The following is a 23,313-nucleotide window of genomic DNA, read 5'->3' as shown; positions in this document are numbered from 1 at the left end:
ATTCAATATGAAGAGAATAAAAATAGATAGATCGAAATGTGTTGGATGTCTGACTTGTACAACTGCATGTATTGTTTCTCATAATTCAGAAGATACAAGAAGTAGAATAACAATAGATAGTAGTGGAAAGTATGCTCCAATTTTTTGTAGACATTGTGATAGACCAGAATGTGTTTATACATGCATGACTGGAGCTATGAGCAAAGATAAGGAGACAGGATTAGTTACTTACAATAAAGAGCGTTGTGCAAGTTGTTATATGTGCATAATGGCATGTCCTTATGGAGTATTAAAAGCTGACAGTAGAGCACAAAAGGAAATAATGAAATGTGATGCATGCAAAGATAAGGGGACACCACAATGTGTAGAAAAATGTCCAATGGCAGCTATTACATTAGAGGAGGTGCCTAATTAATGAAATATGTAGTTATAGGAGCATCAGCAGCTGGCATTAGTGGAGCAAAAACATTAAGAGAATTAGATAAGGATGCAGAAATAATATTAGTTTCAAAAGATACTGAAGTATATTCAAGATGTATTTTGCATCATTACATTTCAAATCATAGAAATGTAGAACAATTAAACTTTACATCTATGAATTTCTTTGAAGAGTACAATATAAGATGGATAAATGGTGTTGAAGTTATTTGCGTAAATGATGAAAATAAAACTTTAACTTTATCTAACGATAAAGTTTTAAGTTTTGATAAATTATTGATTTGTAGCGGAGCTTCATCATTTATTCCACCAGTTGAAGGATTAAGAGAAGGAAATAATGTGGTTGGACTTAGAAATTTAGAAGATGCAGTGCTTATAAAAGAAAAGGCAGCTAAGGTTAAAAATGTAGTTGTATTAGGAGCAGGACTTGTTGGAATAGATGCAGTAAGTGGACTTATTGATACAGGTGTAAATATATCTTTAGTAGAAATGGGAAATAAGGTTTTACCAATACAATTAGATGAATATACTTCAGAAGTTTATAAAAAGAAGTTCACAGAAAATGGAGTGAATTTAAAGCTTGGTGTTAGAGCAGAAAAATTAATTTTAGATGAAAATAAAGATCCTAAAGCTTTAGTAATTAATACTGGTGAAGAAATACCATGTGAATTAGTTATTGTGGCTACAGGGGTAAGATCTAACGTTAACTTTTTAAACTATAGTAATGTTGAATGTGATAAGTTTGGATTAATAATAGACGAAAAAGGAAAGACTAATATTAATGATATTTATGGAGCAGGAGACGTAACTGGAAGAAATCCTATATGGCCAACAGCAGTAAAAGAAGGGATAATTGCTGCAAACAATATGTTAGGAAAAGAAATGATAATGACAGATTTCTTTGGAAGCAAGAATACTATGAACTTTGTTGGTGTTGCAACTATGTCTTTAGGGGATATAGAACCAAAGGATGAAACTTACAAAGTTGAAATAAGCATAGATGGCGAAAACTATAAAAAGATAATACACAAAGATGGCAAAATTTATGGAGCAATAATCCAAGGAGATTTATCTTACGCAGGTGTATTAACACAACTTATAAAAGAAAAAATAGATATATCAAAAGTAACAAAAAATATATTTGATATAGATTATGCAGATTTCTTTAATATAGAAAAGAATTTTGAATTTAGTTATAAATAATAATCTTTATATGGAAATTAGTATTTTGGCTAATTTCCATATAGTTTAATTAAATATTATATCTTTATTGAAAATTATATAGTTAAAAATTTTTTTATAATATATTTTAAAGAAGGATTATTACAAAAAATCTAGAACATAATAAGTATAAATTTAAATAAAGCCATTAAAAATTAATAATTAAAATATACTTAAAGGATGAAGATTATGTCTAAGGTAATTAATATAATTGGGGAAAAGTCAAATGTGGGAAAAACATTTGTAATGGAAGGGTTAATAAGAGAATTAAAAAGTAGAAATTTAAGTATAGCAACAATAAAGCATGATGTTCATGGATTTGATATTGATAAAAAAGGAAAAGATACATATAAACATAGGGAAGCAGGTTCAGAAACTGTAATAATATCCTCAAGTTCTAGGCTTGCAATAATAAAGGAATTAAATGAAGAAACAGAACTTTACGATCTTATAAACTTGGCAATTGATAAAGATATAATTTTAGTAGAAGGATATAAGAAAAGTAATTTAAGAAAGATAGAAGTATATAGAAGTGGTGTTAGTAGTAAAATAATAACGCCTAAGAATAATCTTATAGCAGTAGCAAGTGATAATAATTTAAGTTTAAATGATGTTTTAGTTATAGATAAAAATAATTTTGAAGAACTTGCTGATTTAATAGAAAAGGAAGAAGATTTTAACTTTGAAAATTATCAATAATATTTTCTAGAGCATAGTATTGCCTAAGGATAAATTCTATGGATATTATGCCTGAATTTTAGATTCACAGGGTGCTTATTTGAAAAGATAGCATCTCCACGATTTGGGAAGGAAAATAAGTTGATTTAAATATATTATACTTATAGTTAAGATAGATCTAAAAATAATATTAAGTTCAATTTTATTTTTAGGTTTATATGATAAGTGAATTTTAACACTATTAAAAGTGTTTATTTATATTTAAATTAAAAGCTTATTACTCACCAAATTTATGGGTAATAGGCTTTTTTGTATAGGAAAGTATGAAATATTAATATTCTAAAAGGATAATTATAAGTGATGGGATGAGAAAAATTTTGTACATTAATTTTTTAGGGAGGAATAACGTGAAATCCTTTATTTCATTAGAAGAAGCAATAGAAATATTAAATAATAATGTGAATAATTTAGATATTGAAGAGGTTGATCTAATTGATGGATTAAATAGAGTAATAAGTGAAAATATTTATGCACAAATAAATAATCCACCTTTTAATAAATCTGCAATGGATGGTTATGCATTAATTTCTAATAATACTGAATTAAGTAATAGGAAGTTTAAGGTAATAGATAAGGTTTATGCCGGAGGTGTTTGTAGTAGTGCTGTGAATGAGGATACAGCAGTGAGAATCATGACAGGTGCACCAATTCCTAAAGGCGCAAATGCTGTTATAAAACAAGAAGATGTAACTTTAGAAGATGATTTTATTATCTTAAAGAAAAATATAAAGGAAAATGAAAATATCTGTATAAAGGGAGAAGATATTTCAAAGGGAAGTCTACTTTTAAAATCAAGCAAAAAGCTTGACTATGCTGATATTGGGATTTTAGCTAGTTCTGGAATAAATAAAATGAAAGTATATAAAAAGCCTAAAATAGCATTTATAAGCACTGGTGACGAAGTTGTTGATATAGGCTTAGCTTTAGGAGAAGGGAAAATTTATAATAGTAATAAATATTCTATTTTATCAAGGATAAAAGAGTTGGGCTATGAAGCTAAGTATATTGCTCATATAAATGATAATTTTCATGAAATAGGTAGCTATATTGAAGAAATTTCAAATGAAGTTGATTTAATAATTACAACAGGTGGAGTTTCAGTTGGAGAAAAAGATTTATTAAAAGATGCTATAGACACTACAAGTGGAGAAAAACTTTTTTGGAAAATAACTATTAAACCTGGCTCAGCGGTTTTATGTAGCAGAGTAAATAAATCAATTGTAATTAGTCTATCAGGAAATCCAACAGCAGCTTTAACAACATTTGAATTATTAGTTAAACCAACTCTTGAAAAATTATCTGGATATCAAGAAATTAAAATAAATCGAGAAAAAGCAATATTATTAAAAGATATCAAAAAGAAAAGTCCTCAAAGAAGGTTTATAAGAGGATATGTAGAAGTTAATAATTGTAAACAATATGTACATATAACACAAACTAAATCAGGAAATGGAATCCTTAGTTCTGCAATAAATTCAAATTGCATAATTGAAATAGAAACTAATAATGATGGTAAAAATCAAGGAGATTTAGTAGATATTATAAAGCTTTAGGAGAAAAGATGATAAATAAAACATTAGCTATTTTAGCAGGTGGAAAAAGTAGTAGGATGAATTATAACAATAAAGCGCTATTACTTTTTAAAGAAAAAACTTTTATAGAAAATATAATAGATGCTGGAAAAGATTTTGATGAAATAATAATTATATCAAATAAAAAAGAGGATTATAGAAAGTTTAACTTAAAAATTTTTGGTGATATTCATTTAGGAAATGGGCCTTTATCAGGAATACATTCAGCACTTAAAAATGCAAAAAATGATAAGGTTTTATGTATTGCTTGTGACATGCCTTTAATTACAAAAGATATTTTAAACATTATAGGAAATTTAGATGAAGAATATGAAGTCTTAGTACCTAAAATAAATGAAAAGCTTCAGCCACTATGTTCAATTTATTCAAAAGAATTAATTCCTAAAATTGAAGAATCCTTAGTAAAAAGTGAAAATAAATTACAAAAATTTATAATATCAACAAAATATAAAGTATTAGAAGATAAAATATATGAAGAGTTAAATGATAGATATTTTTCAAATATAAATACAATTAATGAATATAATGACTTGGAGGAAATTTAATGTATACTGTTGGAATAATAACTAGTAGTGATAAAGGATATTCAGGGGAAAGAGAAGATAAAAGTGGAGCTGTTATTAAAGAAATAATAGAAAATGCAGGTTTTAAAGTAGAAAAAATGGTGATTGTACCTGATGAAAAGGAAATGTTAAAAAAAGAATTTATAAATATGAGTGATGAGTTAAAGGTTAATTTAATATTAAGCACAGGTGGAACTGGATTTTCGAAAAGAGATATAACTCCAGAAGCAACTAAGGAAATAATTGATAGAGAAGCACCAGGAATCTGTGAAGCTATAAGAATGTATAGCCTTCAAATAACTAAAAGAGCAATGCTTTCTAGAGCAGTATCTGGAATAAGAAAAGATACTCTTATAGTAAATTTACCAGGAAGTCCAAAAGCATGTGAAGAAGCATTAGATTTTATATTAGATGAATTGAAACATGGAATTGGTATATTAATTGGAGAAGCAAAGGAATGTGCGAGAAAATAAGTACATTTATAAGAAATATTTATTAAATAAGTATTCAGACAAATGATTAACTGATAGGAGATGCATTATAATGAAAATGATAAGCGTATATGATTCTGTTGGCTGTATCTTATCTCACGATGTTACACAAATAATACCAGGAGAATTTAAAGGAAGACTTTTTAAAAAAGGTCATATTGTAAAAGAAGAGGATATTGAAAAATTACTATCTATAGGAAAAGAGCACATTTATGTATGGGAGCCTAGTAAAGGAGAGCTACATGAAAATGATGCTGCAATTAGAATTTCAAACCTTGTACTTGGTGATGGAGCTTGCAAATCAGAAGAAATAAAAGAAGGAAAAGTTGACTTTTTTGCAGATATAGATGGAGTTTTAAAAATAGATAAGGAAGAGTTGTTTAAGCTTAATAGCCTTGGAGAAATAATTGTATCTACATTACATAACAATACTCCAATAAAAAAAGGAGAAAAAATTGGTTCAACTAGAGTTATTCCATTAATAATTGATGAAGATAAAATTATTAATGCAGAAAAATTAATAAAAGATAAAATTATTTATATAGAAGAAATAAAACCTAAGAATTGCTTGCTTATAACAACTGGTAATGAAGTTTATAGTGGAAGAATTAAAGATGCCTTTCTACCAGTAATAAAATCAAAACTTGGATATTACGGTAGTGAAGTTATTAATCAAGTTATTCTACCAGACTCTAAAGAAAGAATAATAGAAGAAATAAAGAATGGGTTAAGTGAAAATGTAGATATGATTATATGTACAGGAGGAATGTCAGTTGATCCAGATGATGTAACACCAACTGCTATAAAGGAATGTGGTGGAGAGCTTGTTACATACGGATCGCCAGTATTACCAGGGGCTATGTTTTTATTAGCTTACTATAAAGACATTCCAATACTAGGAGTACCAAGTTGTGCTATGTATTCAAAAAGAACTGTATTAGATTTAGTACTGCCAAGAATACTAGCAGATGAAAAATTAACTTTGGGTGATATAGCAGATTATGGACATGGTGGATTATGTTTAGATTGTAAGGTTTGTACCTTCCCACATTGTTCTTTTGGAAAGTAGGAGGATATAATGAATAGTAAATTTACTCATTTTGATAATAGTGGAAATGCAAGAATGGTAGATGTATCAGAAAAAAATAAAACTGAAAGAGTTGCAATTGCAGTTTCAAAAATAAAAGTAAGCAAAGAAACCTTAGAACTTATAAAAGAAGGGAAAATAGGTAAAGGAGATGTTTTAGGAGTAGCTAGAGTTGCAGGGATAATGGCTAGTAAACAAACATCTAATTTAATACCTATGTGTCATCCATTAATGATATCTAGCTGCAATATTGATTTTGAAATAAATGATGAAGAAAATAGTATTGAAATAAAAGCCACTGTAAAAATAGTAGATAAAACAGGAGTTGAAATGGAAGCTTTAACTGCAGCTACAATTTCAGCTTTAACAATATACGATATGTGTAAAGCTATAGATAAAAGAATGGTAATAGAATGTACTCATTTACTAAAAAAAACAGGGGGGAAGAGCGGGGAATTTAATTTTTATGATAGCTCTATAAAATAATATGAAAGATAAATATGGTAGAGAAATAGATTATTTAAGAATTTCATTAACTGATAATTGTAACTTAAGATGTATATATTGCATGGAAGAGAAAAATAATACTTTTCTTAAAAAAGAAGATAAATTGACTAATGATGAAATATATAAAATAGTATGCGAAAGTGCAAAGCTTGGTATAAAAAAAGTTAGATTTACTGGGGGAGAACCTTTAGTTAGGAAAGATATAGTAGAGCTTATGCAAAGAATAAATACTATACAAGGTATAGAGGAAATATACTTAACTACAAATGGAATATTGCTTGAGGAAAACGTAGAAATTCTTGCAAAAGCAGGATTAAAAGGTGTTAATATAAGCTTAGACTCATTAAAGAAAGAAACATTTAAAAGATTAACTAGATTAGGAGATTTAAATAAGGTATTAGCAGCAATAGATAAATGTATTTCACTTGGAATAAAAGTAAAATTGAATACAGTTATGATAGAAGATATTAATGATGATGAAATAATAGATTTTGTAAATTTAACATTACAAAAACCAATAGATGTAAGATTCATAGAGCTTATGCCTATTGGAGTGGGAAGTAAGTATAAAGGAATTAATAATGAAGTTATTATAGACATTATTAAAAATAATTATAAGGATTTTGAAGAAGTTAAAAGAATTAAGAGTGGTGGACCAGCAACTTATATAAAATTAAAGGATGCTAAAGGTAAGATTGGATTTATTAGTGCTATAAGTAATTGTTTTTGTGAGGATTGTAATAGAATTAGATTAACTCCAGAAGGGTTTTTAAAACAATGCTTACATTTCAATTATGGTATTGATTTAAAAGAGCTGATTAGAAAAGGAGGTTCTGATAATGAATTATCACTTGCAATAGAAAATAGTATTTTTGATAAACCTGAAAAACATTTGTTTATGCAAAAAAGTAATGATAAAGAATTAAAATTTATGAATCAAATTGGAGGATAAAAATATGAGCAAGGTTTTAGCTATATGTACAAGTAAACATAAAGGAACTTTAAAAAATGAGGTTGAAGAAGCAAATTTCATAGAGGAGTTTGGAATAGAAGGTGATGCTCATGCTGGTAAGTGGCATAGACAAGTAAGTTTATTAGCTTTTGAAAAGATTGATGAATTTAGAAATAAAGGAGGAAATGTTGATTTTGGCGCATTTGGAGAAAACTTAGTTGTTGATGGAATAGAATTAAATAAACTTCCAATTGGCCAAAGATTAACAGTAGGAGAAGTACTTTTAGAAGTAACTCAAATCGGTAAAGAATGTCATGATAAGTGTGCAATATACTATCAGGTTGGAGAATGTATAATGCCTAAGAATGGAATATTTACTAGAGTTCTAAAAGGTGGAAAAGTAAGAGTTGGAGATAAATGTACTTTATTAGATAATGAAAAGAAAGTATTTACATTATAATAAAGAAACATCTAGATATTAGATTTTAATAATCAAGTATCTAGATGTTTTTTTATTTATACGAAAGTATGAAAGTTTGAAATTTTCAAAATTAAATTATTGATGGTATTAGAATTTTAATATTTAGAAATACACTAATTTTATAGTTATGGGTTGCTAATTTTTAATTAGAATATATAAGTTTTTGTTGCTCTCAAAAGCTGTGAATGAATAAGTAAATTTATATATGACCATTTGTTTAATATGCATATAATAAGCGAATAATACTAATAATAGCTATAAAATGTTTATTGAAGAGGAGTAAAAATATGAAAGTTGTTAGATCTACTTGTAACTATTGTTCTATAGCATGTAATTTTGATTTTCATGTTGAAGATGACGGATTTATACAAAGGGTTAAGCCAGCAAAGGATTACCCTGTAAATAGAGGCTTTTGTTGTGTTAAGGGTCTTAACTTAGATAAACAAAATACTATATATGAAAATCCTGTATTACCATTATTAAGAAATGAAAAAGGTGAGCTAGAACATATATCTTGGGATAAAGCATTTAATATATTTGCAGAAAGAGTAAAAAAAATTCAAGATGAATATGGTAAAGAAAGCTTTGCATTTTTAAGCACAGGACAGTTATGTACAGAAGAAATGGCATTGGCAGGACATATTGGAAGAACATTTCTAGGTGGAAATGGGGATGGTAACACTAGACTTTGTATGGCAACAGCAGTTGTTGCATATAAACAAAGTTTTGGGTTTGATTCTCCACCATACACATTTGAAGATTTAGAACTATCTGATGTAATGATATTTATAGGTTGTAATCCTGTAGTAGCGCATCCAATTCTTTGGAGTAGAGTTATAAAAAATAGAAATAAAGATAAAAAAATAATAAGTATAGATCCAAGAAGAACTGAAACAGTAACTAATTCAGACATGTGGATAGATATAAAGCCTAAAAGTGATTTAAGACTTTTATATACATTAGCAAATGTATTAATTGAAAAAGGGTGGATAGATGAAAAATTTATAAAAAATAGTACTGAAGATTTTGAAGGATTTAAAAATCATGTTAAAAAATATGACATAAATGATGTTGAAGAGTACACAGGAATATCAAAAGGAAGAGTATTAGAATTAGCTAAAATAATACATGAAGGAAAAAGAGTATCATTTTGGTGGACTATGGGTGTAAATCAAGGATATCAAGCTGTTAGAACTGCACAAGCCGTGATAAATTTGGCTCTTATGACTGGAAATATTGGAAGGCCTGGAACTGGAGCTAATTCAATAACAGGTCAATGTAATGCTATGGGATCAAGGTTGTTTAGTAATACTACTGGACTTTATGGTGGAGGAGAATATACTGATAAAGCTAGAAGAAAAGTAGTCGCTAAAGCTTTAGGAATTGACGAAGAGATGCTACCTAAAAAGCCTACAATACCATATAATGCAATAATTGAAGGTATAAATAATGGAACAATAAAAGCCCTTTGGGTACTAGCAACAAATCCAGTTGTATCATGGATAAATAGTTTGGAATTCAAAAAAGCAGCTGAAAAATTAGAGTTTTTAGCAGTGCAGGATATTTATAGTGATACAGAAACATGTAAATATGCTCATCTTATACTTCCTTCAACAAATGGGTTGAAAAAAGAAGGTGTTTTAATAAATACGGAAAGAAGATTATCCAAGATTCAGCCAGTGCTTGAAAAGAAAAAAGATGAATTAAGTGATTATGACATATTACTAGGAATAGGAAATGCTCTTGGAATGGGAAGTCTTTTAGATAAATGGAAAACACCAAGAGATGCCTTTGAAACTTTGAAGGAATGTACTAGAAATATGCCTTGTGATATAACTGGTGTAAGCTATGATATGCTAAAGGACTCAAAGGGAATTCAATGGCCATTTAAAGAAGGAGATGATATTGAAAAAGAAGAAAGAAGATTATTTGAAGATGGAAAGTTCTATACTCCAAATAAAAAAGCAAAATTTATTTATGAAGATATAATTAATCCTCCTTTTGAGCAAAGTGAAGAATATCCATATATTTTAAATACAGGTAGAGGAACAGTTGGGCAATGGCATACCCAAACAAGAACAAGAGAAATTCCAGATGTAGAAGCTATAATTATGAAGAAAGGGTACATAAATATTAATACTGATTTAGCAGAAGAACTAGGTATTAAAGAAAATGATATGGTTAAAGTAAGTTCACCAAATGGAATAAGCAACCAATTCCTTGTTAAGTTAAGTAGAACTGTTAAAAAAGATCAGCTTTATGCACCAATGCATTATATAGAAGCAAATTCTGTACTGCCATCAATATTTGATACGTACTCAAAGGAACCTAATTATAAATATGGTCCAGTAAAAATAGAAAAAATCAATTAGGAGATTATTATGAAAAGGATAAAAATCGATAGAAAGAAATGTATAGGCTGTTTAACTTGTACAACTGCTTGTAAGGTTTCTCATGGATGTAGAGATACAAGAGGAAGGATTGTTATTAATAGTGAAGGAAGGTATGCACCAATTTATTGTAGGCATTGCACAAGACCAGAGTGCGTATATTCATGTCCAACTGGAGCAATGAGAAGAGATGATGAAAGTGGATATGTCATATATGATAAAAGTCGTTGTGCAACATGTTATATGTGCATAATGGGTTGTCCTTATGGAGTATTAAAAATGGATTATCAAACTAATAGAGAAGTAATGAAATGTGATATGTGTCTATCTACAGATACTAAATATCCACATTGCGTAGATAGATGTCCTATGGGAGCATTAAGCTTAGAGGAGGTATATAAATAATGGCATATGTTATAGTAGGTGCATCAGCATCTGGAATTAATGCAGCAAGAACAATTCGAGAGCATGATAAAGATGCAGAAATAACTTTAGTATCTAAAGATGATCATGTTTATTCAAGATGCATACTTCATCATTTTTTAGATGGAAGAAGGGATATAGAAGATTTAGACTTTTCACCAGACAATTTTTTTGAAATGTATAAAATAAAATGGATAAAAGGAGTAGAAGTTATTGGAATAGATATAAAAGAAAAATTATTAAAGTTATCTAATGAAGATAATTTAAGGTATGATAAAGTTTTACTTGCTACTGGATCATCATCATTTTTACCTCCAATAGAAAATTTAAGAAGTGCTAATAATGTAATAGGATTAAGAAATCTAGATGATGCTATAAAAATTAAAAATATTGCGAGAAAAGTGAAAAATATTGTAATTTTAGGTGCTGGACTTGTTGGTGTTGATGCGTTAGCAGGATTGTTAGATTACAATGTAAATATAACATTGATTGAAATGGGTGATAGACTTCTTCCTCTCCAATTAGATAAATATGCTGCAAATATATATGAAGAAAGATTAAAAAAAGAGGGAGTAAATTTAAAGTTTGGTGTTAGGGCGGAAAAAGTAATTGTAGATGATGAAAATAATCCTATTTCTATAAAACTTAATACTGGAGAAGAAGTACCATGTGAGTTAATAATCGCTTGCACGGGAGTTAGATCAAATATAGGATTTTTGAAAGATAGTGGAATAGAATGCGATAAATTTGGCCTTATAATAAATGCAAAAGGTGAAACAAATGTTAGAGATGTTTATGGTGCAGGGGATATAACAGGAAGAAATCCAATATGGCCAACAGCAGTGAAAGAAGGGATGATAGCTGCAAATAATATGGTTGGTAAAGAAACATTTATGGAAGATTATTTTGGAAGTAAAAATACAATGAATTTTTGCGGAGTAGCTACTATGTCATTAGGTATGGTTGTAAAGCCAGATGAAAGCTATGAAGAAATAACTGATATTGATGGAAAAGATTATAAAAAGATAATTTATAAAGATGGAGCAATTTATGGAGCTATAGTTCAAGGGGATTTATCATACGTTGGAGTTTTGACGCAACTTATAAAACAAAAAATAAATGTGGATAGAGTTAAAAAACCTTTATTTGATATTGATTATTCAGACTTTTTTAATGAAACAGAAAATTTAGAGTTTGTATACTAAAGATAAATAAAAAGGAGTATATTATGGAGAATAAATCTCTGTTAAAAAAGATAAAAAATATGCCTGTACCAATTTTGCCAACAATGGTTGGAGCAGCTACCTTATCTAATGTGTATCAGACTTTGGGATATACATGGATAAGGCACATAACAATGGTATGTGCAACTATAATATTAATTGCTTATGTTATAAAGATAACAATTTATTTTGACACATGTAAAAGTGAATACAGTAATACAGTTCCTTCAAGTTTATATGCAGGATTTACTATGATATTAATGATATTAGGATCTTATTATTTTGATTTTAATGAAATAATAGGAAAAGGGCTTTGGTATATTGGTATAATATTACATGGAATACATATAATAATTTTCACATATAAAAATGTATTTTCAGGAGTAGATAAAGAAACATTTGTTCCAAGCTGGTTTGTAACATATAATGGTATAATGGTTTCAACAGTGGTGGGAATTCCTATGAATGAACCTTTTATTTGTAAGATTATAGTGTATTATGGAATTGTAGTTTTTTTATTAATAATGCCCTTTATGATTTCTAGATTAAGAAAAGAGCCTATAAATGATGCATTATTTCATACTCAAGCTATTTTATTAGCACCATCTAGCCTTTGTTTAGTAGGTTATTTAAATTTTATAGATAATCCTAATAAGATATTTGTATATATTCTTTACTCAATAATATTTTTAACATTATTATTTATTTTATATATGTTACCTAAGTTTTTTTCTTATAATTTTACGCCTGGGTTTGCAGGTTTAACATTCCCTATGGCAATAGGTATAGTTGCATCAATTAAAGCATCATCATTTTTTATAAAATTGAATAATGATTTTTTAGGGTATACTATAAAAGAAGTAAGTGGAATACAAATATATATTACTACAACCATAATAGCATATGTTTTGTATAAATTTATACACATACTATTTAAAAGTTTAAAAACTAATTAAATAAGAATATTACACTTCATTAAGCTAGATATTATTATAGTTAAAAGAAGTGTAGTATTTTTTTTGTTTTAACAAAAATGATACTTTGTGATAAATATCACGGAAATTATATTTATTAGTGATATAATGCTAGTGTTGAATTATGATAAAAGATCTTTTATACATATATAAGTGAAAAAATTAACAATAAGTATTGAAATTAAAATGTGAATTTAACAGAATAATTAAAACTAGCTTAGGAGGAATTATGAAAAATAATTTAATTTTTAGAAAAATAGAAAATTTACCTATTCCAATAATACCTACAATGGTAGGAGCAGCAACATTATCAAACATTTACTCATCGTTAGGATATACTTGGGTAAGGCATTTAACGATGTGGATAGCAACTGGTATTTTAATAGCATATTTAGTTAAAATTTTAGCATTTTATCCTACTTGTAAAAAAGAGTATTCAAATACAGTTCCAGCTAGTCTTTATGCAGGAATAACTATGATAACTATGATATTAGGTGGATATTACTTTGACTATAATAATTCTTTTGGAAAAATGCTATGGGTTATAGGTGTTCTATTACATACAGTACATATAATAATATTTACATATAGAAATGTTATTAAGGGAGTAAATAAAGATACATTTGTTCCAAGTTGGTTTGTAACTTATAATGGGTTAATGGTTTCAACAGTAGTAGGTTCTGTAATGAAAGAACCTTTAATAAGTAAGATAGTACTATATTATGGGATAATGGTATTATTAGTAATATTACCATTCATGATTATAAGATTAAAAACTATACCTTTAAAAGAGACATTTTTTCATACACAAGCAATATTATTAGCACCATCAAGCCTTTGTGTAGTTAGCTATATAAATGTTGTCGAAGAGCCTAATAAAATTTTATTATATTTATTATATATTTTAGTGTTTAGTACACTTTTATTTGTAGTGTACAAGCTACCCAAATTTTTCTCTTATAAATTCACTCCAGCTTTTGCAGGATTAACATTCCCAATGGCAATAGGTACTTTAGCTTCAATTAAAATGTCAGGCTTCTTAATTAATGATGGATATGAAATGATAGGAAATATTATAAAGCAAATATCAGGAATACAGATATATATTACTACAGGAATAATAACATTTGTTCTATTTAATTTTTTTACTATGTTTATGAAAAGTATTAAAGAAAATTAAAATATGTTTAATTTAAAAGAAATTGTATAATAATAATGATACAATTTCTTTTTTTATAATTTAAAAAAGATATTCACAAATTAATGAAAATAGAGTATTATATAAGTATAAAATAAACATATCGGAATAGTGGGATATATAAGGAGAGGTTAAAATGAAAATAGCAAAAAGTTTAGTTGAATTAATAGGGAACACGCCATTACTAGAATTATCTAATTATAATAAGGAAAATAACACTTTAGCAACTATTATAGGTAAATTAGAATATTTCAATCCAGGTGGTAGTGTAAAAGATAGAATTGGATATGGAATGATAATTGATGCAGAAATAAAAGGGATTTTAAATAAAGATTCAGTAATTATAGAACCAACAAGTGGAAACACAGGAATAGCTTTAGCATTTGTTTCTGCTGCAAAGGGATATAGATTAATATTAACTATGCCAGAAACTATGAGTTTAGAAAGAAGAAATCTTTTAAAGGCATTAGGGGCTGAATTAGTTCTTACTCCTGGATCAGAAGGAATGAAGGGAGCTATAGCGAAGGCAAATGAACTTAAGGGCACAATAGAAAATTCAGTTATTCTACAGCAGTTTGAAAATCCATCTAATCCTGAAATTCATAGAAAAACTACTGCTGAAGAAATATTAAGAGATACAGAGGGAAATGTTGATATATTTGTAGGCGGAGTTGGTACAGGTGGAACGATTACTGGAGTAGGAGAAGTTTTAAAAGCTAAAAATCCTAATGTAAAGATAGTAGCTGTTGAGCCGACAAATTCTCAAGTTATTGCAGGGGGAAAGCCAGGACCACATAAAATACAAGGAATAGGGGCAGGATTTATACCACAAAACTTGAATATTTCAATAATAGATGAAGTAATTGCAGTAGAAAATGAAGCTGCCTTTAAAGCATCTAAAGATATTGCTAGGACAGAAGGACTGTTAGTTGGAATTTCAGCAGGAGCAGCTATAGTAGCAGCTACAGAGCTTGCAAAGAGAGAAGAAAATAAGAATAAAAATATTGTTGTTTTATTACCTGATACAGGAGAAAGATATTTATCAACTGATTTATATAAATAATTATAATAAAGTCATTGCTATTTATAGTAGTGGCTTTTATTATTAAATATATGAGTTATAGTAAAGATTAAGTTCTTAACTAAAAGCTGCAATAATGGATAGAATTTAGATAAAGATATTATTTAGTAATAGGAAATTATAATCTATGCTTTCAATTGTACTATTTGAATTGAATAAATTTAATAACTATTTATTTGATATTATATTTTTGTTTGGATATATATTAATTGAAATATATAAAATAAAAAGAAAAAGGTGATTATGTGAAAATTTCAACTAAAGGAAGATATGGTTTACGAGCATTAATTGATTTAGCTATAAATATAGATTCTGAAAATGTAAGTATAAAGACAATATCTGAAAGACAAAATATTTCAGAAAGATATTTAGAACAAATATTTTCTTTATTAAGAAAAGGTGGGATTATAGTTGGTCGAAAAGGAGCTCAAGGTGGATATATATTGGGAAAAAATCCAAGTGAATTAACAATTAGTGAAATTTTAAAAGTTTTAGAAGGTGAAAATATATTTATAGATATAAATGAAGAAGAAGAAAATGAATTAGAAAATTTTATAAATAAAAATTTATGGAAAGATATAAATTGTTTAATAAGTAAATATTTTTCTGCTATAACATTAGAAGATTTAGTAAATGAGTATAAGAAATCAAAAGATACAATTATATACTATATTTAAAAAGAAGTGGCTTTGCCACTTCTTTTTAAAAGCATTTAGAATCTAGCTCATTTGAAATTGCCATATTATAAATATATGAATTACAAATTTCAATGATAAACTCTTCTTTTTCCTCGACAGTAAGAGTAAGGGTATTTAGCATATTGTGATAATTCATAACATAAGCTTTCATATCTCCAAGATCCTTATAAGAGTAATAATTTAAACCATCATTATTTATATTATAATGATCTTTTAGTAAACTATAAAATATTCTACCACCAAATAAATCTGCTAAAAATCTTGTATATGCATGAGCAATTATTAATTTAGGATTTTTTGCACAAGCGTGATTAATTTTATCTACATATGCTATAGTAGAGGATAGAGGTTTAAATGATGTAGTTGATATAATATTTTTTAAATCTTCTTTAATAAAGTCAGATCTATATAATTCTGGTGTTGCAAATGGAGCAATAGTTTCTATATCCTTTAAATTCTCTAGATTATTTTCAATAGCTTGATATACGTAATATAAGTTGTAGATATATTCGGCATAACTTTCAATAGTAGCATTTTTATTAAGAAGTCTTTTTGTGAAACCGGTATTTTCGGTTGCTTTGTGTAATACATTACTTCTGTCTCTAATTTCCATCATTAAATTATTCATTATAGTCACTCCTTTAAAATAACAATTAAATAAAAATTATTATTAATTAATTCTTTATATTAATAATAATTTTTAATGGTTAAAATATCAAACTCTTTATATCCTTATAATCCTTTAGATTTTTTCTTGAAAAGCGAAATTATGGAATTAGCATTTTATATCTTGAACATAGTTCATAATAGTCAATATATGAACCGTGTTCATATATATTGTGAAAAATTTTAAAAAGTAGTATTTCTAATTAAAAATTTATTTAATTGTTATAGAAGAAAACTTTTAAATTATATAAATATATTTATATGATAATACATTTATAAATATATTAAATTATAAAAAATTATATATGCAATAAATGTTAATTTCTTTAAAGATAATTGTAAAATTTTATAATATTAATAATTTAAATAAAGCCTAGGAGTTTAATAGTATATTGTAAAAAATGGTTAAAATGCTATAATGTAATTGATTTCAAAGAAGGGTGGATGATGATTCTTATGATTAAAAAGAATTCAAAAACTTTATCAAAATTTATAACTATTTGTATTATTAGCTTGATGGTTACTTTTAGTTTAGGAGAAATTATTTCTAGTTTTCAAGGGTATAATTTTAGAGATGTGATTTTTGTTGAAGGCATAATAATATTAATGATGGGTATATTTTCTGCGGTAGGAGGAAATCCTATGAGTTTATCTCTTCAAGATTTTGGTCAAATTAATCCACAGTGGCTAGCTAATATAAGCTTAGAAACAAACGAAATCGATAGAGGAAGAATAATTGATTCATGTAAAGTTAATATAAATATTGATATTACAACTATATCTTTAGTAATTGTAGGATCAATATCTTTACTAATAAGTTTTATTTTGTAGAAGTGTATAAAGTTAAGGTGAATATTCTAGTTTTAGAATATTTACCTTTTTTTTATAATAATATAATAATGAAAAATAATATATGATTATAAAAAGGTAATAAATTTGAAATTAAATAAGATTTTGTTATTAATAATTATTCAGATTAGTTCTTTAGTTATATTAGTATTATTTAAAGAAAATTTAAGAAGCTATTTTAAGATAAGCTATAGAACTTTTTATAATGTAAATATTAGTTATGATGATATAAAATTATTAGAAAAAGATTTAAATATTATATATAGAGATTATAAATGGAAAGAAAGATTAGAATTAACTAATAATCCTAATAAGATAATATATCATCATTCTGCAAGAGGTGAATGGAGTCCTGAAGAAATAAATGAATATCATAAATCTAAAGGATGGAAAGGAATTGGATATCATTATTATATAAGAAAAGATGGAAGTATATATTCTGGAAGACCAGAAAACGCCGAAGGTGCACATACAAAAGGAGAAAATAACAGTTCAATTGGAATTTGTTTAGAAGGAAATTTTGAAGATGAGTATCCAACAGAAGAACAATTAGAAAGCTTATATAAACTATCATTATATACATCATTAAAATATGATATTTATAAAATAATAGGACATAGAGATGTTTATAAAACTCTTTGTCCAGGTGAAAATTTTCCGATTGAAGATATTAGAGACAAAGTAATAACTTTGATTGAAAATTATAATAAGAAGGAGTGATTTACACTCCTTCTTATTATGCAGATTTTTTATATTCTTCTAATGCTTTAGATAATTGATCAGGACAAGATGTACCTTTGCCTTTACAATCAATTCCTTTTAATTTATCAATGGCTTCATCAATTTTCATGCCTTTTACTAAAACTGATATACCCATAAGGTTACCAGCACATCCTCTAACAAATTCAACATTTTTAATAATATTATTTTCTACATCTAAATGTATTTCTGTAGAACAAACCCCATTAGTCTTATAAACAAACATTGTATATCCCTCCTAAATATTGTACAAGTAGTATTATATATCTATATCAAGTAGAAATGAAGAGAAAATGTGGAAATTTGAAATAAAAGATAAAAAGTTGTCCCGTTTAACTAAATAAATCATATATTGTAAATGTACATAGTATTTATGGAAATTATTATAAAATATATTAATCTATATTTAATTTCTAGAAAGGAAGGTGCTATATGAACTCTTTAATTGTATGCAATACAGGTAGTGATTCTATAAGTAAAGTATCTATAGATGAAGATTTTGGTAAAGAAGAATTAGTAACTGAAGAAATGTTCTTAAGAAAGATAGACAAGCCTTTAGGGCCTAGTAGCATTTGCTTAAATGATAATATAGCTTATACTGCCAATAGTTATAGTAACTCAATATCTTTAATAAATATGAATACATTTAAAGAGGAAAATAGTATTTACGTAGGAGCTCATCCAAATGACTTGGCTATTGACAAAAATTATTTATATATTGCATGTTCAGAATCTAATTCAGTTGTCATTTATGATATAAAAGAAAAAAAGATAGCACTAGATATAGCTGTTAATAGTTGGCCTCATAATATAGAAATATGTAAGAGTTTTAATTTATTATTTGTTTCAAATTTTCAGAGTAATAATGTATCTATTATAGATGTGACTACAAATAAGGTTATAAAGGAGTTAAGCACATTAGAATATCCAACAAAGCTTAAAGTTTCTAATGATAAGAAGTTATTATATGTATGTGAAAGCTGTATGGGTGATGATAAAGAGGGATATATTGAGGTATTTAATATAAAGACATTTGAATCTTTAAATAGAATAAAGGTCGGGAAATCACCTGTAGATATTTTAGAAGATGAAGAAATTATTTATATTTGTAATTTTGGGGACGGAACTCTTACTATAATAGATAAAAGCAACTATAAGAAATGTAGAAAAATGAGCTTAGGTGGTATGCCTAAATCAATAATTAAATTTGGTAAAATAGCTTTTGTATCTGATTATTTAAATGGAAGAGTTATATGTATAAACTTAAATGAAAATAAAATAAAAGTCATAACAGTAGGTAAGGAACCTAATGCTATGACTTTGTATTAGTCGTCATCACTAAATAAAGAGTTCATGATTTTAGTATAAATATCAGAAGGGTTGCTTTTCCATCTATTGCATAATGATAATGCTTGTTTTTTAGAAGGAACAGATACCTTTAAAGAAATTAAAAGATTTTCATTTTCTAATGCTTGTAAATCTACTATAAAAGCATTATCTTTACCTAATGTATAATCACTATGAATAGTTAACTCCTTTTTTATAGAGTCAATCATGGAAAGAAGATAGTCATCGATTATCTTCTTTTTCATAGTTGAAATTCTATCAGAAAAGAAAGAAAGAACATTTGATCCTTTTTCAGTTATATAAATTAAATTTTTATCATTTACCATGTCATATCTTAAAAATTCTGACGAAACAAGTTCACTAATATATTGTTGAAGAGTGAAATAATTTATAAAGTTATTTTCTAATATAATTTCAGTAAGTTGAGTATTAGTAATGGGAGACTTTAAAGATTCCATTACATATAAAACTAGTAATTTGTTTTCTGCTAATTCTGCTGAGTTTTCGTACATATTAAACCTCCATTTTAGAAAGTATAAATTAATTATATCATAAATTTTACTAAGTTGTTATTATAGTCATTAATATTATTTTTCAGAATATAAATAAGTGATAGCAATTTAAGGAGTTTTTTGTGAAAAGGAGATATAGAGTAGTAATAAGTTTATTATTATTATTATGTACAATGGTTTTGTCTATTTTATTTAAAGAGGATTTTAGGGAGGTTTCTTTAGAAGCTTCTAATGATAAGCCCATTTATAGAGTTAATAAGGATGAAAAGGTTATATCATTAACTTTTGACATAAATTGGGCTGAAAAAGATGAAATTTATAACATATTAGAGGTACTAGATAAATACAATGTAAAGGCAACCTTTTTTATAATGGGAGGTTGGGTAAATTATAGTGAAGAAAATAGAGAAAAGCTTGTGAAGATAAAGGAAGGGGGGCATGAAATAGGAAACCATAGTTATATTCATCCTATGTTTACAAAGATAAATGAAACGAGGATGAAAGAAGAACTAGATAAAACAGATAAAATAATAGAGGAAACTGTAGGAGTTAAGCCTAATTTATTTAGATTTCCAAGTGGCGATTATAGTAAAAAATCTTTGGACTTTGTAAGTAGCCAAGGATATAAATGTATTCAATGGGATGTAGACTCAGTTGACTGGAAGCAAGCTAGTGCAGATGAAGAGTATAATAGAGTTATGAAGAGAGTAACTTCAGGATCTATTTTACTTTTTCATAATAATGCAAAGTACACACCAGGAAATCTAGATAGAATAATAAAAAAACTAAGTGAAGATGGATATAGCTTTGCTCAAGTTGGTCAAATGATATATGAAGATAATTACTATATTGATGATAAAGGTGAGCAAATAAAAAAATAAATTAAAAAATATTGAAAAATGATGATATAATGTATTATAATGGAAATATATCCAGTGGGGTTAAAAAGTATAACTAACTAAAATTATTACTAAGGGAGAGAGGGGTTAGAGATGGACAACTTGATGTTAAATAACAAGATTTATTTAGAGGGAAAAGTAATATCAGAACTAGAATTTAGCCATGAAATGTATGGGGAAGGGTTTTATACATTTTCAATGGAGGTTATGAGACTTAGTGATTCAGTTGATGTTTTAAACATAACAGTATCAGAAAGATTAATAGCTAATATGGATTTATCAATTGATAAGGAAATAATAGTAGATGGACAATTAAGATCATATAATAAGTTTGTTGATGGATCAAATAAACTTATTTTAACTGTATTTGCTAGAAATATAGAACCTTGTATTGAAAGAAGTAAGAATCCAAATGAAATTTTCTTAGATGGATATATATGTAAGGAACCTGTTTATAGAACAACTCCGTTTGGAAGAGAAATCGCTGATGTATTATTAGCTGTAAATAGAGCATATAATAAATCAGACTATATTCCTACAATTGCTTGGGGAAGAAATTCAAGATTCTGTCAAACTCTAGAAGTTGGAGACAACATTAGAGTTTGGGGAAGGTTACAAAGTAGAGAATACCAAAAGAAAGTTAGTGATACTGATGTAATTAAAAAAATTGCTTATGAAGTATCAGTATCAAAAATGGAAAAGGTTCAAAATGATCATTTAGAATCAGATCATGAAAGTAATGAACAAGAAGTTATGTAATATAAAATAAAGGTGAAAAGCTTTGCTTTTCACCTTTTATTATGTAGCAGCTATTTTCTAAGATCATCTAAAAGTTTTGTTTTATCTTTTGTTTGATCATCAACTATTTTAATTATTTTAGCGGGGCTACCAGCAACAACAACACCAGAAGGAACATCTTTAACTACTACGGATCCAGCTGCAATAACAGAACCATTACCTATTTTTACTCCTTCTAATATAACAGAATTAGCACCTATTAAAACATCATCTCCAATTTCACAAGGGGATTTACTTGGAGGTTCTAAAACTCCAGCAACTACGGCACCAGCTCCTAAATGTACTCTTTTACCTAGCTTTCCTCTAGCGCCAACTACTGCATTCATATCTACCATAGTGCATTCGCCTATTTCAGCGCCTATGTTAATTACAGCACCCATCATAATAACAGCATTTTTGTCAATTTTCACCTTATCTCTTATTATTGCACCAGGTTCTATTCTTGCATCTATATCTAAAAGGTTTAGCATAGGAATAGCTGAGTTTCGTCTATCATTTTCAAATCTATAATGATTTATAAGGTGCTTATTTTCTTTTATAAATTCATTAACTATATTAGCTTCACCAAAAAGTATATAAAAGTTATTGGTACCATACCATTCTAGATCTTTTAAATCAGCATTACTTAAATCTCCATTAATATATGCCTTCACTGGCGTTGTTTTTTGTGTATCCTTTATGAATTTTGCAATTTCATAAGGATCTGTTAACTCATTATAGTTCATATTATACCCTCCTATACTATAAGGTTAGAATGAAGAAATTATATCAATATATTCAATGTATATCAATAGGAAAGAAGTAAAAATATGTTAAAATATATTTAGTTTACAATAGAGTTGTACATAATGTACAATTTATGAAAAGGAGTTGATAGTATGAAATTAAATAAAGGACTAGTTCAGGTTTATACAGGAAATGGTAAAGGAAAAACTACTGCAGCCATAGGACAAGGTATGAGAGCTTATGGAAATGGGTTAAAGGTATATATGATTCAATTCTTAAAAGGAGGTCCAACTGGGGAGCTAAAAACAATTGACGAACTTGGTGATAACTTTAAATTATTTAGATTTGAAAAACAAAGAGACTTTGTATGGAATTTAAATGAAGCTGAAAAGGAAGAGTTGAAGCTTGAGATTAGAGAAGGTTATAAATTTATTTTGAATACAATAAAAGAAAATAAATGTGATATTTTAATAATAGATGAAATAATGGGAGTTTTATATAATAAGTTTTTAACAGTAGAAGAGGTCATATATATTATTGATAATAAACCTGAAACTATGGAGCTGATACTTACAGGAAGAGATATACCAGAAGAAATTTTAAAAAAGAGTAATTTAGTTACAGAAATGAAGTGTATTAAACATTATTTTGAAGAAGGTGTTGAAGCAAGAAAAGGAATTGAATATTAGTTATATTTTGC

At 27.1% G+C, this 23,313-nt stretch carries 27 protein-coding genes and 1 riboswitch; of the genes, 23 read left to right on the top strand and 4 right to left on the bottom strand.

What is annotated here, in order from left to right:
* Nucleotides 1-7: 7 nt before the first annotated feature.
* The 17 genes from CSBG_RS10375 to CSBG_RS10295 all read left to right on the top strand — a co-directional run bounded on the left by CSBG_RS10375 (nucleotide 8) and on the right by CSBG_RS10295 (nucleotide 16,036).
* Nucleotides 8-415: a 4Fe-4S dicluster domain-containing protein gene (locus CSBG_RS10375; RefSeq protein WP_008679303.1), complete on the top strand. Its 408-nt coding sequence runs from the start codon at nucleotides 8-10 to the stop codon at nucleotides 413-415.
* Nucleotides 415-1,641: an FAD-dependent oxidoreductase gene (locus CSBG_RS10370; protein ID WP_008679301.1), complete on the top strand. Its 1,227-nt coding sequence runs from the start codon at nucleotides 415-417 to the stop codon at nucleotides 1,639-1,641. Before CSBG_RS10375 ends, CSBG_RS10370 begins: the two co-directional genes overlap by 1 nt.
* Before the next feature lie 207 nt (nucleotides 1,642-1,848).
* A complete protein-coding gene (gene mobB, locus CSBG_RS10365; protein ID WP_008679299.1) occupies nucleotides 1,849-2,358 on the top strand; it encodes a molybdopterin-guanine dinucleotide biosynthesis protein B in 510 nt (169 codons plus the stop codon).
* A riboswitch (molybdenum cofactor riboswitch) is annotated at nucleotides 2,350-2,488 on the top strand. Its footprint overlaps the gene before it by 9 nt.
* 256 nt (nucleotides 2,489-2,744) lie before the next feature.
* The gene (gene glp / locus CSBG_RS10360) at nucleotides 2,745-3,950 is read left to right on the top strand and encodes a gephyrin-like molybdotransferase Glp (protein ID WP_008679297.1); all 1,206 of its coding nucleotides are present in this window, start codon (nucleotides 2,745-2,747) and stop codon (nucleotides 3,948-3,950) included.
* A gap of 8 nt (nucleotides 3,951-3,958) precedes the next feature.
* Entirely contained in the window at nucleotides 3,959-4,534 is a 576-nt protein-coding gene (locus tag CSBG_RS10355) for a molybdenum cofactor guanylyltransferase (protein ID WP_008679294.1), read from the top strand.
* The gene (locus CSBG_RS10350) at nucleotides 4,534-5,025 is read left to right on the top strand and encodes a MogA/MoaB family molybdenum cofactor biosynthesis protein (protein ID WP_008679293.1); all 492 of its coding nucleotides are present in this window, start codon (nucleotides 4,534-4,536) and stop codon (nucleotides 5,023-5,025) included. Before CSBG_RS10355 ends, CSBG_RS10350 begins: the two co-directional genes overlap by 1 nt.
* Nucleotides 5,026-5,095: 70 nt before the next feature.
* The gene (locus tag CSBG_RS10345) at nucleotides 5,096-6,112 is read left to right on the top strand and encodes a molybdopterin-binding protein (RefSeq protein WP_008679292.1); all 1,017 of its coding nucleotides are present in this window, start codon (nucleotides 5,096-5,098) and stop codon (nucleotides 6,110-6,112) included.
* Between the two features lie 9 nt (nucleotides 6,113-6,121).
* Nucleotides 6,122-6,616 carry a cyclic pyranopterin monophosphate synthase MoaC gene (gene moaC / locus CSBG_RS10340; RefSeq protein ID WP_008679290.1) on the top strand — a complete coding sequence of 165 codons (495 nt, stop codon included), beginning with the start codon at nucleotides 6,122-6,124 and terminating at the stop codon, nucleotides 6,614-6,616.
* A gap of 1 nt (nucleotide 6,617) precedes the next feature.
* Nucleotides 6,618-7,589, top strand: coding sequence for a GTP 3',8-cyclase MoaA (gene moaA / locus CSBG_RS10335; protein WP_008679289.1), 972 nt, complete (start codon nucleotides 6,618-6,620; stop codon nucleotides 7,587-7,589).
* A 4-nt stretch (nucleotides 7,590-7,593) separates the two neighbouring features.
* Nucleotides 7,594-8,049 carry an MOSC domain-containing protein gene (locus CSBG_RS10330; protein WP_008679287.1) on the top strand — a complete coding sequence of 152 codons (456 nt, stop codon included), beginning with the start codon at nucleotides 7,594-7,596 and terminating at the stop codon, nucleotides 8,047-8,049.
* Between the two features lie 308 nt (nucleotides 8,050-8,357).
* On the top strand, nucleotides 8,358-10,442 hold the full coding sequence (locus CSBG_RS10325) for a molybdopterin oxidoreductase family protein (protein WP_008679285.1): 2,085 nt from the start codon (nucleotides 8,358-8,360) through the stop codon (nucleotides 10,440-10,442).
* 9 nt (nucleotides 10,443-10,451) lie between these two features.
* Nucleotides 10,452-10,865: a 4Fe-4S dicluster domain-containing protein gene (locus CSBG_RS10320; RefSeq protein WP_008679283.1), complete on the top strand. Its 414-nt coding sequence runs from the start codon at nucleotides 10,452-10,454 to the stop codon at nucleotides 10,863-10,865.
* A complete protein-coding gene (locus tag CSBG_RS10315; RefSeq protein WP_008679281.1) occupies nucleotides 10,865-12,088 on the top strand; it encodes an FAD-dependent oxidoreductase in 1,224 nt (407 codons plus the stop codon). Before CSBG_RS10320 ends, CSBG_RS10315 begins: the two co-directional genes overlap by 1 nt.
* A gap of 23 nt (nucleotides 12,089-12,111) precedes the next feature.
* A complete protein-coding gene (locus CSBG_RS10310; protein ID WP_008679278.1) occupies nucleotides 12,112-13,062 on the top strand; it encodes a TDT family transporter in 951 nt (316 codons plus the stop codon).
* Nucleotides 13,063-13,309: 247 nt separating this feature from the next.
* Nucleotides 13,310-14,260, top strand: coding sequence for a TDT family transporter (locus CSBG_RS10305; RefSeq protein ID WP_008679277.1), 951 nt, complete (start codon nucleotides 13,310-13,312; stop codon nucleotides 14,258-14,260).
* 154 nt (nucleotides 14,261-14,414) lie between these two features.
* Nucleotides 14,415-15,341, top strand: coding sequence for a cysteine synthase A (gene cysK / locus CSBG_RS10300; RefSeq protein ID WP_008679276.1), 927 nt, complete (start codon nucleotides 14,415-14,417; stop codon nucleotides 15,339-15,341).
* 263 nt (nucleotides 15,342-15,604) lie between these two features.
* Entirely contained in the window at nucleotides 15,605-16,036 is a 432-nt protein-coding gene (locus CSBG_RS10295) for an Rrf2 family transcriptional regulator (protein ID WP_008679274.1), read from the top strand.
* Nucleotides 16,037-16,061: 25 nt separating this feature from the next.
* Here the strand turns inward: CSBG_RS10295 and CSBG_RS10290 are convergent, their stop codons facing one another.
* Nucleotides 16,062-16,685 carry a biliverdin-producing heme oxygenase gene (locus CSBG_RS10290; protein ID WP_008679273.1) on the bottom strand — a complete coding sequence of 208 codons (624 nt, stop codon included), beginning with the start codon at nucleotides 16,683-16,685 and terminating at the stop codon, nucleotides 16,062-16,064.
* A gap of 494 nt (nucleotides 16,686-17,179) precedes the next feature.
* On the opposite strand from CSBG_RS10290, the gene CSBG_RS10285 reads away from it, so the two are divergent.
* Both CSBG_RS10285 and CSBG_RS10280 read left to right on the top strand, forming a co-directional pair.
* Complete coding sequence (locus CSBG_RS10285) at nucleotides 17,180-17,554, top strand: hypothetical protein (RefSeq protein WP_147568004.1); 375 nt, start codon at nucleotides 17,180-17,182, stop codon at nucleotides 17,552-17,554.
* A gap of 123 nt (nucleotides 17,555-17,677) precedes the next feature.
* Nucleotides 17,678-18,292 carry a peptidoglycan recognition family protein gene (locus CSBG_RS10280; RefSeq protein WP_161956076.1) on the top strand — a complete coding sequence of 205 codons (615 nt, stop codon included), beginning with the start codon at nucleotides 17,678-17,680 and terminating at the stop codon, nucleotides 18,290-18,292.
* A 16-nt stretch (nucleotides 18,293-18,308) separates the two neighbouring features.
* On the opposite strand, the gene CSBG_RS10275 is transcribed toward CSBG_RS10280, so the two are convergent.
* A complete protein-coding gene (locus CSBG_RS10275) occupies nucleotides 18,309-18,557 on the bottom strand; it encodes a TIGR03905 family TSCPD domain-containing protein (protein ID WP_008679269.1) in 249 nt (82 codons plus the stop codon).
* A gap of 206 nt (nucleotides 18,558-18,763) precedes the next feature.
* Here CSBG_RS10275 and CSBG_RS10270 point away from each other — a divergent pair, with 206 nt between their 5' ends.
* Complete coding sequence (locus tag CSBG_RS10270) at nucleotides 18,764-19,660, top strand: YncE family protein (protein WP_008679267.1); 897 nt, start codon at nucleotides 18,764-18,766, stop codon at nucleotides 19,658-19,660.
* Here the strand turns inward: CSBG_RS10270 and CSBG_RS10265 are convergent.
* Entirely contained in the window at nucleotides 19,657-20,190 is a 534-nt protein-coding gene (locus tag CSBG_RS10265) for a DUF4364 family protein (RefSeq protein WP_008679265.1), read from the bottom strand. The genes CSBG_RS10270 and CSBG_RS10265 overlap by 4 nt on opposite strands.
* Nucleotides 20,191-20,363: 173 nt before the next feature.
* On the opposite strand from CSBG_RS10265, the gene CSBG_RS10260 reads away from it, so the two are divergent.
* Together CSBG_RS10260 and CSBG_RS10255 are read left to right on the top strand one after the other, a co-directional pair.
* Complete coding sequence (locus tag CSBG_RS10260; RefSeq protein ID WP_051005318.1) at nucleotides 20,364-21,071, top strand: polysaccharide deacetylase family protein; 708 nt, start codon at nucleotides 20,364-20,366, stop codon at nucleotides 21,069-21,071.
* 111 nt (nucleotides 21,072-21,182) lie between these two features.
* Nucleotides 21,183-21,848: a single-stranded DNA-binding protein gene (locus tag CSBG_RS10255; RefSeq protein ID WP_008679262.1), complete on the top strand. Its 666-nt coding sequence runs from the start codon at nucleotides 21,183-21,185 to the stop codon at nucleotides 21,846-21,848.
* A gap of 50 nt (nucleotides 21,849-21,898) precedes the next feature.
* Here CSBG_RS10255 and dapD read toward each other — a convergent pair whose 3' ends face one another.
* Nucleotides 21,899-22,612, bottom strand: coding sequence for a 2,3,4,5-tetrahydropyridine-2,6-dicarboxylate N-acetyltransferase (gene dapD / locus CSBG_RS10250; protein ID WP_008679260.1), 714 nt, complete (start codon nucleotides 22,610-22,612; stop codon nucleotides 21,899-21,901).
* Between the two features lie 153 nt (nucleotides 22,613-22,765).
* Between dapD and CSBG_RS10245 the strand changes: the two genes are divergently transcribed.
* Nucleotides 22,766-23,302, top strand: coding sequence for a cob(I)yrinic acid a,c-diamide adenosyltransferase (locus CSBG_RS10245; RefSeq protein ID WP_008679259.1), 537 nt, complete (start codon nucleotides 22,766-22,768; stop codon nucleotides 23,300-23,302).
* The last annotated feature ends 11 nt before the right edge of the window (nucleotides 23,303-23,313 follow it).

It is taken from the genome of Clostridium sp. 7_2_43FAA (genome assembly GCF_000158375.2).
GTDB classification, from domain to species: Bacteria; Bacillota; Clostridia; order Clostridiales; family Clostridiaceae; genus Clostridium; species Clostridium tertium.
Note: the sequence above shows the minus strand (reverse complement) of the source record. Positions and strands in the feature narration are given on the sequence as shown.